The 14,299-nt window shown below is 66.0% G+C and carries 3 protein-coding genes and 3 pseudogenes; 2 read left to right on the top strand and 4 right to left on the bottom strand.

Translation table 11 applies throughout. The annotated features are described in order from the left end of the window. Nucleotides 1-57: 57 nt before the first annotated feature. Nucleotides 58-786 (top strand): annotated as a pseudogene (locus tag OG972_RS08390) (transposase); the annotation flags it as partial. A gap of 220 nt (nucleotides 787-1,006) precedes the next feature. On the opposite strand, the gene OG972_RS08385 reads toward OG972_RS08390, so the two are convergent. Both OG972_RS08385 and OG972_RS08380 read right to left on the bottom strand, forming a co-directional pair. After that, entirely contained in the window at nucleotides 1,007-1,501 is a 495-nt protein-coding gene (locus OG972_RS08385; protein ID WP_266979699.1) for a hypothetical protein, read from the bottom strand. An 857-nt stretch (nucleotides 1,502-2,358) separates the two neighbouring features. Continuing rightward, nucleotides 2,359-9,218, bottom strand: a pseudogene (locus OG972_RS08380) (DNRLRE domain-containing protein); the annotation flags it as partial. Nucleotides 9,219-10,494: 1,276 nt separating this feature from the next. Between OG972_RS08380 and OG972_RS08375 the strand changes: the two are divergent. Next, entirely contained in the window at nucleotides 10,495-10,980 is a 486-nt protein-coding gene (locus OG972_RS08375) for a hypothetical protein (RefSeq protein ID WP_266979697.1), read from the top strand. Nucleotides 10,981-11,266: 286 nt separating this feature from the next. On the opposite strand, the pseudogene OG972_RS08370 reads toward OG972_RS08375, so the two are convergent. Then, nucleotides 11,267-11,353 (bottom strand): annotated as a pseudogene (locus tag OG972_RS08370) (FABP family protein); the annotation flags it as partial. Nucleotides 11,354-11,374: 21 nt separating this feature from the next. Further along, nucleotides 11,375-14,101: an HAD-IC family P-type ATPase gene (locus tag OG972_RS08365; RefSeq protein ID WP_266990348.1), complete on the bottom strand. Its 2,727-nt coding sequence runs from the start codon at nucleotides 14,099-14,101 to the stop codon at nucleotides 11,375-11,377. Nucleotides 14,102-14,299 lie beyond the last annotated feature (198 nt).

Here is a 14,299-nt window from a genome sequence, read left to right as displayed (position 1 = left end):
GGCGGAAACGCGAAAGTGCCCTTCCTGACCTGGGACGATGAACCTTGCTGAGGGATTCTGTCGGTCCAGGCGGAGGGCACTTTCTACGTACAGGCTATCGGTTTGCGTCCCAAGGTCCATGTCAGTGCCGATGGTTCGGGGGTGGTCGGGCATCCCGGGGCACGGTTGCTGGCCGGTCTCGCTGATGCCACCGGGCTGACCGCCACGTACTCCGCCGCTCTCAGGCCGCTTCGGCCGCGCGGGACCGGAGACGATCCGGGCTGGATCGCCACCGACCTGGCGGTAATGCTTGCCGACGGCGACGCGGCCATTACGGATCTGGCCGTATTGCGGGACCAGGGCGAGGTGTTCGGCCCGGTCGCCTCCACGCCCACGGCCTGGCGGTTGCTCGCCGACACCGACCAGGCTGTACTCGCTTCGCTGCGAGCGGCCCGCGCCACGGCCCGGGAAGTCGCCTGGCTGCAGGCCGCCGAGACCGGCGAGGGCATACCCGCTGTTCGGGCCGGCGGACGCGAACTTCCCGGCCTGGTCCTCGGAGAAGGAACAGGCCGCGCCCACCTATAAGGGCGGCTTCGGCTTCCACCCGCTGCTGTGTTTCCTCGCGAACACCGGCGAGGCCGTGTCCGGCCGGCTGCGGCCGGGCAACTCCCTTACCCCGGCAGCGGCTCCGCGCAGTTCCTGGAGGTCCGCCACCGCGAACACGCCACCGTCGAAGACCACATCCGCTGCGGGAAGAACACCGGCTTCGGCCGCTTCCCCTCCCGCGACTTCAACGTCAACGCCGCCTAATGGGCAGTGAAGCGAGGCACTGCCCCACCGCTACTGGGGGACTTGGAATCCCTCGTGCGTGGAGTGTGCCACTCTTCCGGATCCACGCTTGAACGCTGCCCGGCACGAGATGCCTGAAGCCAGACGAGCGGGTCCGATGTGACGACAATGGTCGGTGCCGGAAAGCGGCATGACGCTCCAGGGGGCCTGGAACTCCCGACCGTGAAGCCGACATGCCTCATCCGTCGAGCGCCTCCAGGTCGGGGCGAATTTCATTGTACGTTTCAGGGTACGCGCTGAGCATTCCTACGATCCTGGATCGAGTCACCGGAAGACTGTATCGATAGGCGCGCAATACAATATCCCGCCCCTCCAGGAATTGTTCGAAGACACCGAAGAGCATCGACTCCCGAAAATGATTGCTTTCGTTCGATGACAGCCCCTCAATGTAGCCGAAGCAGGCATCGATATCACCAAAAGAGGGCTCTCCGCTCCGCAACAGAGGCAGGAGGATCGGCCTGCTGAAGGCCGTCAGTAGAAACTCCAGCAAGTCGGGAATTCGTCCCGCTTCCCATTCGTCAACGAGTTCGGGGTCGCTCGTTCTGATTTCGTCGAGCACATCACGGGATCGCGGAACCTGCTGCACATAAGCAGAAACGACGGAGTCCAGCCGGATGGCCTGCATGTAACCACCTGTCGAGAAGGGGAAGTCGTGGCAGATAATAGCATTCACCACAGTCGGTCATTAACGTGTCGAAGGGCGGGAGTCCGCCCGGCTGCACCGGACAGGCTCCCGCCCAATTTTCGCTATGCGACTAGGCCGTGACAGGCGGCGGCGGATCGAACGCGTGGTGGAAACCGAATGGATCGATGGAATCCACGAACATCTCGGTCAGGCCGTCGACCACACCGTATTGCTCGATGTAGCTGGGTGCCTGCGCCACACTCAGCACTCCCGACCACACCGAACGCCTTGAAGCCACCGCGCAACCTCGGGGCGTCTCCCACCGGCGCCTGCTTTGCCAGCGGATGAAGATCGGCGAACTTCTGACCGGTGAGATCTTCCAGGGCCTTCGTGCCGAGAATCGACTCCCTGTTGGTGTTGATCTCCTTGAGGATCTCTGCATTTCCTTGGACGTGTCGGGTAACTGCCCCGGTCACATCGTTGGAATTGAGAGCACTCCAGAGTTCCTTTGACTCACGCTGAGCGATTTCCAGGTCCGCTTCGGACAGAATCGCATTCTTCAGCTTCTTGTCCCCGGCCCGACCCCTCCGGTCGTTCTCCAGGATCTTCGCCAGGCTGGCCATGGCATTGGATGCCTTCTTGATGTGGAATTCACCCACCGGCTTGCCCGAGTTGTATTCGTCCAGCAGCGCCGTGGTGGTCTTTCCATCACCCATGAGGTCGCCGTCCTTGACGAAGTCCCTCGCGTAGAGCTGATTCAGCGCTCCGTCGAGATCCTTGTTCGCCACGACGGGCTTTCGCGCACGCGGCGCCGTCTTGCCCGGGTTCGGGTTGGTGAGGCATAGGAAGCAGGAGCTACCTGCCGGCATGCCACAGACGTCCTTGATTCCGTCGACGCACGGCGCGTGCCCGTCCAGCTCGATGAAGCTGGTGGGGTTGCCACCGCTGAACGCATACCTGTTGCTGGTGTACGGATCGGAACCGAGCTCCATGTCCGACAGAGCGCCGTTGTACATGTCCCGGGTGGTGAAGCGGTTGAGACCCGGGTTGTAGTCGCGGAATCCCATGTCGTACGTGCCCGAGGCTGCGTCCCAGCGCTTCGCGTTGAAGCGATAGGCGTTGTACGCCTCCTTCGTGGGGTCGGCCGCATCCGGCTTGTCGATGCCGGTGAACTGGTCCTTGTCGTCGGATCCGTAGGCGGTGTAGCCGTACGTAGCCTTGGTGTCTCCGTCCTTCGTGGTCAGGGTCTCGACGTCGGAATGGCCGTTGTAGCCGTAGTAGCCGTCCTCCGTCGTACCGTCCGTGTTGTGCTTGACCTGCGACAGGCGCTCGCCCCACGGGCTGTACTGGTAGGACGTGGTGAGCTTGCCCGCGACCTCTTCGTTCAGGACCTCGCCCGACAGGCCGAGGTAGGTGAAGTCGGTGGTCTTGCCGTCCGCGGTCTTCGATGCGGTGCGGTCCAGCGGGTCGAACGTGTACTTCGTGGACTTCAACGCGCCCGTGTCGTCCATCTTCTGAGCGTCGACGACATGGTCGAAGCCGTCGTACACACTCCGCTCGATGACCTTGCCGCCGCCGGAGACGGACTCCTGACGGCCGAACGGGTCGTAGTTGTACGAGAACGTCGTGCCCGATGTGACCGAGGAGAGCAGCCGGTTGCGGTCGTAGGTGTATGAGCTCGTCGTGCCGTTGACCGTCTGCGAGACGACGTTCGCGTTGTCGTCGTGGACGTACGTCTCGGTGCCTGCTCCGGTACCCGTCTTCACCGACTTCGCCAGCCGGTCGGCCGGGTCGTAGCTGTAGTCGGTGGTCGTGGTGAGGTACGCCGAGTGGTCGTCGGCGTTCATCTTCTTCGCGACGTCCTGCGCCTTGTTGCCGTTGGCGTCGAAGGCGTAGGTGTGGTCGCTGACCAGAGTCCCGTTCGACTTCTTCTCGGTCTCGGTCTTCGGCAGGCCGTTGAGGTAGTAGGCGTAGTCGACGGTGTTGCTGTTGGCCTTGGTCTCCTTCAGCTTCTGACCGCGGTCGGTGTACGTGTAGGAGGTGACCTTCGGCGAGGTGTCCGTGGCCGACTTGCCGACCGACACCGTCTCGACCAGTTCACGCAGGTCGTAGGTGTACTTGGAATATTGGTCGGGGTGCGTGACGGTGTCCGCCTGGCCATTGGCGTCGTACGCGTACGACGTGGCCTTCTTCTCCTGGCCGGCCAGTGCCTCGGTGACCTTCTGGACCTGGTTGAGGCCCGTGTAGGCGATCGTGTACGCGTCGATCTTCGCGCCGGATGAGGTGTCGTCGATCGAGGTCAGGTTGCCGTTGGCGTCGTAGGCGTAGGCGAAGGACTTCTTCTCGTTGTCCGTCTCGCCGGTGGTGTCCCGGACCAGCTTGACGCCGTCCGCGACCGCCACACCGCCGCTGTTCTGGTCCAGCTTCAGCTTGGCGTCCTCGCCCTGCTTGAGGCTGTAGGAGCCGAGCGACACCCAGGTGCCGGTGGCGGCGTTCTGGTCCTTCGTCACCGAAGGCTCGGTCGTCGTCCCGTGCGTGAGGGTGTACTTGGCCGTCGTGGCGGCGCCGATCACCTTCGGGTACTTCACATACGCGGTGTACGTGCCGTCCTTGGGGACGTTCAGCGTCCACGCGAAGGCGTCGGTGCCCGTACCGGCCGCATGCGTGCGGTGGTCGTAGCCCTGCTGCCCGGTAACGTCGCCCGCCGACCAGGTGCCGGTCGAGGATGTGTTCTGGGTGTCGGAGTTGTCCACCAGGACCACCGACCTACCGACCGGAACGCCGTCGTCCGACTTCGACTTCAGCTTGCCGTCCGGGTAGTACGACCAGCTCATGGTGCGGTCCGACGCCCCCCCCGGCCGACGTCAGCGTGCGGGCGGTCTGCCTGCCCAGGTCGTTGTAGTCGTACGTGGTCCTGATGTCCCACGGGTCCGTGGCCGACTTGGCCCAGCCGTTGTCGAAGTAGGTGTAGTCGGTGTCGTTGCGGACCGTCTGGCCCTCCGACGGCGGCAGGGAGGACTTGGAGACCCGTCCCACCTCGTCGTAGTACGTCTCCGTCCAGACCTTCTTGTTGTAGCGGGAGTCCGCCGGGTCGTACGGCTGGATCTGGCGTTTCGGACGGTTCAGCACGTCATACGTGGTCTCCGAGACGAAGTCGTCCGTGGCTGCCGTGCCGGCACCGCGCGGGCTGATCACCTTGGTGGTGTTGCCGACCTGGTCGTACTCGAATTTCGTCGACCGCGTCGTGGTGCCCGAGTAAGGGACCTTGACCTCGGTCTGCTTGCCCCGCTCGTCATAGGTGATGAGCGTGGTGTTGTTCTCCGCGTCCGTCGAGGAGAGAACCAGTGAGTCCTTGTCATAGGAACGCTTGCTCGTCTTACCCGCCGCGTCCGTGGACACGGTGGCCCGGTGGTTCAGGTCGAAGTCGGTCTTGGTGGTGTAGTCGTCGGGGTCCGCGGTGGCGGTCTTCTTCGGGTCCACCACCTTGATCAGGTTGCCGACGTTGTCGTACGTGTACGAGATCTTGTCGCCGTCGGCGTTGACCACCGACGCGAGCTGGTAGATCTCGTCGTAGTTGTTGGTGGTCACATAGTCGGTCGCGACCGACGTGGTCAGCGAGCCGTTGGGCTCCGTCGTGGTGAGGAGATGACCGGTCTTGTCGTACCCGTAGGTCGTCTTCCGCTCACTCGACGTGGAGCTGTCCTTCGGGGCCGTGGCCTCCTTGACCTGGTCGGCGGGGTCGTACACCGCCGTGGAGGTCGCGCCGTTGGGCGCCGTCGACATGGTGACGTTGTCGTTGGCGTCATAGACCGGAGCCGGCGTGGTGATCAGAACACCCGCGGCCTGGTCCTTCGGCACGGTGCTGACCAGCGGACGGCCGAAGGTGTCGTACGTCTGCGTGGTCTTCTTCCCCAGAGCGTCGGTCACCTGGGTGACCTGGCCGCGCTCGTCGTAGACGAAGGCTGAGGACTTGCCCAGCGCATCCGTGATCGTCGCCGGGTAGCCGGTCGGACCGAAGCTGCTGTTGGTCGTCGGGTTGCCGTTGGCGTCGGTCGCCTTGGTCTGCTGACCGTAGGCGTCGTACTCGTACGAGGTGGTGTAGTCACCCGCCGTGCCGGTGGTGGCGACACCCTTGGGGTCGGTGACCGACTTCAGGTTGCCGTGGCTGTCATAGCCGAACTGCCACTTGCGGCCCTCCGGGGAGGTCTTGGTGAACAGGTCGGCCGAGTAGCCGTCGAGCCGGGTCTGGTACTCGAACTTCTGGCTGTCGGCCGGGTAGGTGCCCGGCGCGCAGTCCGACTGGGGCGGAACCCCGGCCTTGTTGCGCTCCGCGTCGCGCTGCCACAGCGGGTAGCCGGTCTTCTGGTCGTAGCAGTACGCGGTCTTGGCGCCGTTGGCCTCTGCGAGATAGGTGACGTTGTTGTCCGCGTCCCAGCTCATCTTGGTGGTCTGGGACTTGGCGTTGGTCGTCTGGACCGGCCGGCCGAAGTCGTCCGCCACATAGGTGGTGGTGTGCGCCTCCGCGTCGGTGACCTTGGCGTCGGTGAACTTGCTGTTGGTGGCGTCGGCGGCGTAGGTGAAGCCGGTCGCGCCGTTCAGACGGTCGTTGATCGTCTTGGTCCACCAGTGGTACTTCGGGTCGTCGCCGGCCTTGGGCTCGTTGTACGCCATGGTCGTGGCGTTGCCGCGCGGGTCGGTGACCTTGACCAGCTTGACGTTCTTGTTGCCCTGTGTGGCGTCGTACTCGAAGACGAAGACCTTCGGCTGGGAGGAGCCCGCGCCGTCGGTCAGCTTGGTCAGCAGACCCTTGTCCGAGTACTCGAACGTGAGCGTGCGACCCGAGATGTCGGTCATCGACTGCACATGGTCGATGATCTTCGGGTTGTTGTTCTCACTCTTGTCGAAGTAGTCGACGGTCAGCGTCTCCCGGCCTGCCGGGTCGGTAACGTACTTGAGGAACTTGGTCGGCTTGTTGTTGGACTTGCGCTCTTCGTACGTGAACGACTGCGTGTTGCCGTTCTTGTCGATCGTCGAGGTCAGATAGCCGTCGCAACCGAACAGGAAGCGAGTGCCCTCCGGACGGGTCATGGTCCAGGCATCCGGGATCGGGTCCTTGAGCGGGGTGCAGTCAAGACCGGCCTTCGGGGCCAGCTTGAAGTGCACGCCTGCCGGGGCCTTCCAGCTGCCGTCGCCCTGCTTGGTGAAGATGTGCGTGGTGCCGTCGCCGTCCGGGAGCTTGATCTCGGTCGGGTTGGGGTTGGGGTGGAAGTCCAGCGGCGCACCCATCCGGATCGGGCCCGCGGCCTGACCCGACCAGCCCGCACCCAGCACTGTGTCCGAGGTGTCGAGCGAGTTGTACGCGAAGCGCGCGAAGGTGCTCAGGCCCCGGCCCGGGTTGGAGAACGCGTCATAGGACCAGACGATGTTGCCCGAGGACAGGTTGTTCATCAGTGTCGAGCCGGCGCCGGTGTTCTTGCCGTTGTAGGAGTAGAACTTCTCCAGGCCCAGGTCGTTGGAGGTCGGGTCCTCGACCGCCACGTTCTGCTTCAGTGCCGGGATGCCGCCGCTACCCGCTGACAGCCAGGAGCCGTCCGCAATCTTCCTGACGTCCCAGCCGAGCACGTAGTCCGTGCGCTTGGACCCGTTGTCCGAGTTGATCGGCGTCCGGACCTTCGCCTGAATCGTGGCCGACTTGCCCGGAAGCAGCGCCGGAATCGCGGTCTTGAGCTGGTTGCCGCCGGTCGTCGTGTCCGTGCCGTCGGGCAGCTTCCAGGTGTAGGAGAGCTCACGCTCACCCGCCGCCCACGCCGCGGCCGTGGTGTTGGTGACCGTGAAGTCCACCGTGTACGTGGAGTTCGGTGTCATCCGTGCCGGGGTCTGCGGCGCGTAGTAGGTGTCCTCGGTCGTCGAGTCGACGTAGATGACCTGCATGTACGGGCGCAGCTGCGGGTCGGCCGTCTCGGCGTTCAGGAACAGGGTGCGCTCCTGGGGGCCGGTGGTCGTCTCGTCCTTCAGCTTGACCGCGACGCCCTTGTTCGCCGTCGGGGTCTTCACCCACGACTGCATCAGGCTGGTCGCGTCCCACCAGTGCCGGCCGACCTCGCTGACCGTGCCGACGGTGTCCGAGACGGTGGCGGACATGTCGCCGCCCGCGGTCGTCCACGCGGTGGTGGCGTTGAGGTTGTTCCAGGTGGCGGTGGTCTCGTCGAAGTCCTTGGTCAGACCGTGGAGTTCGTAGATCGCACCGTCGGTACCGGTGGTCGTTTCGGCGCCCCACATGTACATCTTGTTCTCCAACACCGTGGCGGTGGAGGGGATGGATGTGGCGGGGAACTTGAGGACGGCGCGGGTCTTGCCGTAGGTCGTCGAGTTGTTGCCGACACTCAGCCACTTCTGGCCGACGGCGAAGGACTGGATGGTGTCCTGGTTCGTGGTCGGCTGCTGCGAGGAGAGGGTGGTGTCGGTGACGCCGCCCTGGCTGCCCTGGATGATCTTCATGGTGCGGCCGGCCTTGGGGATGCCGACCACGCGGGTCGGCGAGCCGAGGAGCTGGCCGTCCTTCGTCTTCACTGCGAGCTGGTAGTAGTACGACTTGCCGATCTCCGCCGAGCTGGAGTCGGGGGTCGGCACCGCGGTGGTGTCCGTGTACGTGGTCGCGGCCTTGTCGATCGGTGCGATCAGGGTCGCCGCCGACGGGGTGAAGACCTGCTGCGTGGAGCGGTGCAGCTGGTACTCGACCGGGTCCAGGTTCGGGTCACCGGTGGTGTTGGTGTACTTCGACCAGGACAGCTCGGGACCGGTGGAGTGCACCACGGTCGGCGAGTTGAGCGAGGTGCCCACCTTGCCGTACGTCACCGTGAGCTTCGGGATGGTCGAGGTCTCACCGCCGTACGCGCCGTCACCGGCCTCGTAGCGCGGACCGCCGGTCGGCGTCGCGGCCAGCGTGTCGTCCTTGGCCTGCAGCACGAAGCCGAAGTTGGTAGCGGTGCCCGACACCCACTTCTGGACCGTGTCGGTGACCGGGAAGTCGTGCCACTGGTTGTACTCACCGGTGTTCTTCACGATCTGGCTGGGGTTGACCAGACGGATCGAGTCGGCGAGCGTCCGCGTCGTCGAGGAACCGGTGTCACCGAGGACGATCTTGCCGGTGTTGCCCTTGGCGAAGTACAGCTGGGCGGTGTCCAGCGCCTTCCAGGTGCCGCCCGTGCCGGTCTGGTTGAGCGTGTAGTTGTTGGTACCGTCCCGGTGGGTGACGGTGTACGGGGCCGCCGTGGCCGCGTCCGAAGCCGCCGGGTAGTGCGCCTCCACGCGGTACGAGGCTGTCTCCGCCACCTGGGGCTGCCAGGTGTACGTCTCACCGGTCGCGGTGTTCTTGTTGAACACGAAGTCGTCGTTGGTCGCGGCGCCACCGGTCGTGGTGCCCTTGGGCCACTCGCCCACCGCGGCCGTGCCGGTGTCACCGTCGTCGATCTGCACAGTGGTGCCGGACAGCTCGCCGACCAGCGCGCTGGTGTTGTTCCACGTCGCCGTCGTCTCGTCCCAGGCACCGGTCGCCCGGTGCGCCTCGATGGTGACATCGTTGGCATTGGTGGTGTGCGACTGGTCGAAGTACATGTTTCAGGCGCGCATAGTCGATCTTCGTGCCTGAGGGGATCTCGGTCAGCGGGAACTTGACCAGCGACCGGGCGATGCCCGTGTCGGTCTTGCCCGCGGCCAGCTTCCAGGTGTTGTTGAAGTTCACAGCGGGCTGGTCGGACAGGACCATGGCGTCCTGCGAGGCCGCCGCGTCCGGCGCGATGGTGATCGTCGGATCGATCACCACCGGGTACTGACGGTCCTTGGCAGCAAGCCACTTGGCGTCCGGGGTGACCGTCAGCTTCCACTGCTTACCGACCCGGGTCAGCTTCTGGGTGACGCGAGTGGAGTACGTGCCGCCGGTAGGCGAGAGCGGATCCTTCTTGGCATCCGTCATGTACGGCGCCGGGATCACCATGACCGGAGTGTTCGGCAGCTCACCGTACAGGGCGACCGAGCCGTCCTTGCGGGCCTTCGGGGTCAGCCCGTCGGTATCGAGCGTGAAGGTGTACGAGACCGGGCCCGCCGGGGCCCGGTCCAGGACGATGTTCTCCTTCACCTGACCACGGCCGACCTTGTACTCCAGGTCGGCCCCGGAAACCGCGTCCTTGTAGGTGACGGTCTCGCCCTTGGCCTGCGGCTTCAGGTCGCCCTTCGCGCCCTCGAGGCCCATCGTGACCGAACGGCCGTCGGGGGACTTGAAGCGCAGCAGCTTCCCGGCGTCGGAGCCGAACCAACTCCGGCCCGTGTTGCTGGTGTTGGCGAATTCGAAGCCCTTGACCTTCGTGGGCTTCAGTCCGGTGTCGATCGGCTTCCAGGACGTGCCGGACTTGTAGTCGACCGGCACGGCCGACAGCTCGGCCTCCACCCGGCCGTCCGACATCTGCCAGAAGCGGGCCTGCGAAGTGCGCTTGCCCGTCAACTCCTTGACCCGGGTCGCCTTCGGCAGATTCTTGCCCTTCGGAAGCTTCTGCCGACTCGGTATCGCCAGCTTCCCGCCAGTGGGCGGCTTACTGTCGTCTTCGCTGTCGTCGAACCAGCCCTTGACGGTGTCGACGACACCCTTGCCGTCGTCGTCGGACGATGAGGCGGGGGCTGCATACGCCACCTGCGGTAGCAGGGTTCCCGCTACTGCCGAGACGATGAGATAGGAGAGATGTCTCCTGCGGGGGACTTTCACAGGTGCGCCTTTCGCTCTCTGTGACGCGATGTGCGCGCAGGAATGCCGCAAACGAACCGAGAGTTCGATCTTGGCGGCGCGATATTTATCCAGGATTTACATGGCCCGTCAAGTCGGCTCATATTTCGGGTAATTGACGCGACTCGTTGGCTATTTGCCCGATATTTCTCCTCGCTCGACCGGGCCGCATCATCTCGTGTATAACCCACAGTTCTGCACCGAGTGCGTTCGCTGACGGGAACGCATGCCGAACGAAAGCCGGAGCTCCATGGCTACGCCCGAAACGATGGATACGCCGCAACCGACCGAAAGCCCGGTACCCCCGGAGTCGCACCAGGCGACCCCGAAGGGCACGGACCGCCGCGGCTTCGTCGCCGCCGCCGCGGTCGTCGCCGCCTGCATCGGGCTCGTCCTGTACGGCGTCTTCAACACCGAGGACGAGCCGAAGCCGCGCGCCGTCCCCACCGCCGAAGTCACCTACGAGGTCACCGGCACCGGCACCGTCGAGATCTCCTACCTCGCCCGCAGCGAGTCCGGCGACGCAACCGTCGAGAAGACCGCCAAGCTCCCCTGGAAGAAGTCTGTCCGGGTTCCGCTCGGCAAGGCCCCCAGCGTCAACATCACCCTCGACGGCAAGGGAGGCCAGGCCCTCTGCGCCCTCGCCGTCCGCGGCAGGCACGTCCAGAGTGCTACCGCCTCAGGTACCTACGGTCGCGCCACCTGCACCGGCGAACTCCCCGCCCCCACCGTCACCGAGAACAGCGTCGGCTGAGATCCATGCGGCGCAGAGGTCGCGCGACCGTGCCTCACTCGGCGAAGCCTTCCCTCTGCCCGGCCCAGCCTCCGGATGGAGGCCCGTGTGTGATCGCTGACGTCGAACGTGGTGGTGTTCACCGGTTCCTGTGGAGCCGGATTGCTGGAGAAAACGGACCGTCCGGCAGTAACCGGAGGCCGTCGTGCCCCGAGCTCCGCCGGAATTGCGGCGTCGAGTCCTGGATCCGGTCGAGCATCGAGTCCGGCGAACGCTTGGGCAGCCGCCGCTGGGTCATCAGGGCGTAACGGCGGGTGGCACTGACCTCCTTGGCGGTGGGGGTGAGGGCCACTTCGTGGGTGGAGACGTCGACCGTGTTGTCGGTCGCACGGCCGGCGTAGTGCCCCTCACGGCCCTAGGCGGCGGCCCGTGCTCTGCGCGCCAGGAGCTTGCCCAGTTCCCACAGGAGCAGGAGCACGAGGGCGGCCAGCAGTGCCCAGCCGAACTGCCGGAGGTCGATCTCGGTGGTGCCGAGGATGCGGCGGAAGCCGTCCATCTGGGTGACCAGCACCGCGAGGACGAACTCGGAGAATGCGGCCCAGTTCATCTGCTTGCTGTCGAAGGTCGCGGTCGTGAACACCGAGCCGGTTTCGCTGCGGCATTCGAACGCGGCGACGATCAGGCAGAGGGCGAAGGCGGTGAACGCCATCGAGTTGCCGATCCGGGCGCTGTCGAAGTGGCTCTCGCCCACTTTGATGAGGGCGAGCAGGAGGACGGTGATGGCCAGCCCGCCAAGGCCGATGGTGACCAGCACGGCCTTGGTCAGCACCGATTCCCCGCGCGGGCGCGGCGTGCGCCGCATGAGCCCGGGGCTCACCTGGTCGAAGCCGAGGGCGAAGCCGAAGGGGGCGTTGACGATGAAGTGGACCCAGAGGACCTGGGGCGGGGTGAACGGTTCACCGGCGGCGATGTTGAAGAGGGCGGCGCCGAGGAAGGTCAGTACGAAGGTGACCAGCAGCAGGAGGACGAAGCGGATGTACTTGGTGAGGTTGTCGTAGAGCTTTCTGCCCTCCTCCACGGCGTAGACGATCGTGGCGAAGTTGTCGTCGGAGAGGATCATCCGGCCGGCGTTCTTGGCCACGTCCGTGCCCGTGCCCATGGCGATGCCGATGTCGGCGGCCTTGATGGCGGGCGCGTCGTTGACACCGTCACCGGTCATCGCCACGACGTCGCCCTTCTTCTTGAGGGTGTCTGCGAGCAGGACCTTGTGCTCCGGCGCGACACGGCCGACGACGCCGATGTCGTCGATGCGGGCGAGTTGCTCGTGTTCCGGCAGGGCGGCGAAGTCCGCGCCCAGGATGGCCTCTCCGGGGATCCCGAGCTGTCCGGCGATGGCGGCGCCGGTGGTGACGTCGTCCCCGGTGACCATGCGGACCCGGATGTGGGCGGCCTGGGCGCTGGCCACGGCGGCACGGGACTCGTCGCGGGGCGGATCGATCATGCCGACGAGGCTGGTCATCCGGAGATCGGTGACGAGGGCGAGGAGATCGCCGTCCGGATCGAAGTCCGCCGGGTCCAGGTCACGGGTGGCCGCGGCCATGACACGTCGTCCCTCGCTGCCCATCCGCTCGGTCTGCTCGCGGGCGCGCCGGCTCAGCTCCGCGTCCCACGGGACGGCAGCGCCCGCCGCCAGCGCGGTGCCGGCCCGGGACATGACGGCCGGCGCCGCACCTTTGACGAAGCACCGCACGACGGACCGCCCCGAGGCATCGACGGCCCTGTGAAAGGTGGCCATCAGCTTGTAGTCCGGGTCGAACGGGAGAGTCGCGAGCCGGGGCAGCCGCTCCCGGGTCGCTTCGATGTCCAGCCCGGCCTTGTGGCCGAGGACGAGCAGTGCTCCCTCGGTGGGGTCGCCCACGACCGTGCCGTCCACCAGGTTCGCGTCGCTGGCGACGACGTACGGGAGGATCGCGTCCTCGATGCCCGCCGAGGAGCCCGCGGCGTGGTGGATCTTCCCCTCGAGTCCGTAGCCGATGCCCGAGACGGTGTACCGGTCGGTGGGGCTCACCACCTCGACGGCAGTCATCTGGTTCATCGTCAGGGTGCCGGTCTTGTCGGAGTTGATCGCCGAGGTGAAGCCGAGGGTCTCGACCGAGGGCAGCTCCTTCACGATGGCGTTGCGCTTCGCCAGGTTGAGGCTGCCGACGGAGAGGATCACCTGGGTCACCGTGGGCAGCGCCTCGGGGATGGCCGCGATGGCCAGGGAGACGGCGCTGACGAACAGCGTGTCCCATGCCTGGCCGCGAGCGCGGCCCAGGGCGAACATCACGACCATGGTCAGACCGGCCGCCGTCGCGATCCACAGCGTCAGGGCGTTGAGTTCCTTGGTGAGCGGCGACTCCTCTTTGGCAGTGGCCGACAGCATTCCGGAGATCTTGCCGAGCTCGGTGTCCTCGCCCGTTCCGGTGATGACCAGAACAGCGCTGCCGTGCGTGACCGGGGTGTTCATGAAGGCCATGTTGGTCTGGTCGCCGGGCCCCGGCCGGCTCCCCCCGTGCGGCAGGGTGCCGGCGTCCTTGGCGGCGGGGACGCTCTCGCCGGTGAGCGCCGACTCGTCGATCTGCAGGGCGTTGGCCTCGATGATGCGTCCGTCGGCGGGCACCTGGTCACCGGCGGCGATGAGCACGATGTCGCCCGCGACGAGCTGTTCGGCCGGGATCTCGGACTCGGTGCCGTCGCGGCGCACTCTGGCCGTCGCCTTCATCATCGACTTCAGCGCGTTCATCGCGCTCTCGGCCTTGCCCTGCTGGCGCAGGCCGACAACCGCGTTCAGCAGCGTGAGCAGGACGAGCAGGATCGCGGTGCTCCACTGCTTGATCAGGAACGAGACCAGCGCGGCGGCCACGAGAATGATCTGCATGTAGCTGCGGTACTCGTCCAGGAATCGCCGCCAGGCCGGGCGCGGTTGCTCCTCGGGCAGCGCGTTCGGGCCGTTCGCGGCCAGCAGCTCCGCCACCCGCACCGCGGAGAGCCCGACGGCCGGGTCCACACCGAGCGCCGATGCGACGTCCTGCGGAGAACGTGCGTACCAGTCTGCCGGGGGCGGCGGACGCTGCCCCGCAGGGTGTTGCTGCACCGTCATCGTCATGCCTCCGATCCTTGACCGGTCTGCTCCCGGCCCGCCGGTCCGTCCCAGGCCCTGTCCCGGCGGTCTTCGTGGCCCGGAACGCCTGGCACGGCACCTCGCCGTGCTGTCGGAGCCGCCCACGTACGTCCCGTACGAGGACGATCCTCCGCCGTGCGATGCACCGCACCGGACGCCCCGGGCCGATCCACGAGG

Source organism: Streptomyces sp. NBC_01669 (assembly GCF_026339735.1).
GTDB lineage: Bacteria > Actinomycetota > Actinomycetes > Streptomycetales > Streptomycetaceae > Streptomyces > Streptomyces yanii.
The sequence above is the reverse complement of the archived record's forward strand: the minus strand, read 5'-3'. Positions and strand labels throughout refer to the sequence as shown.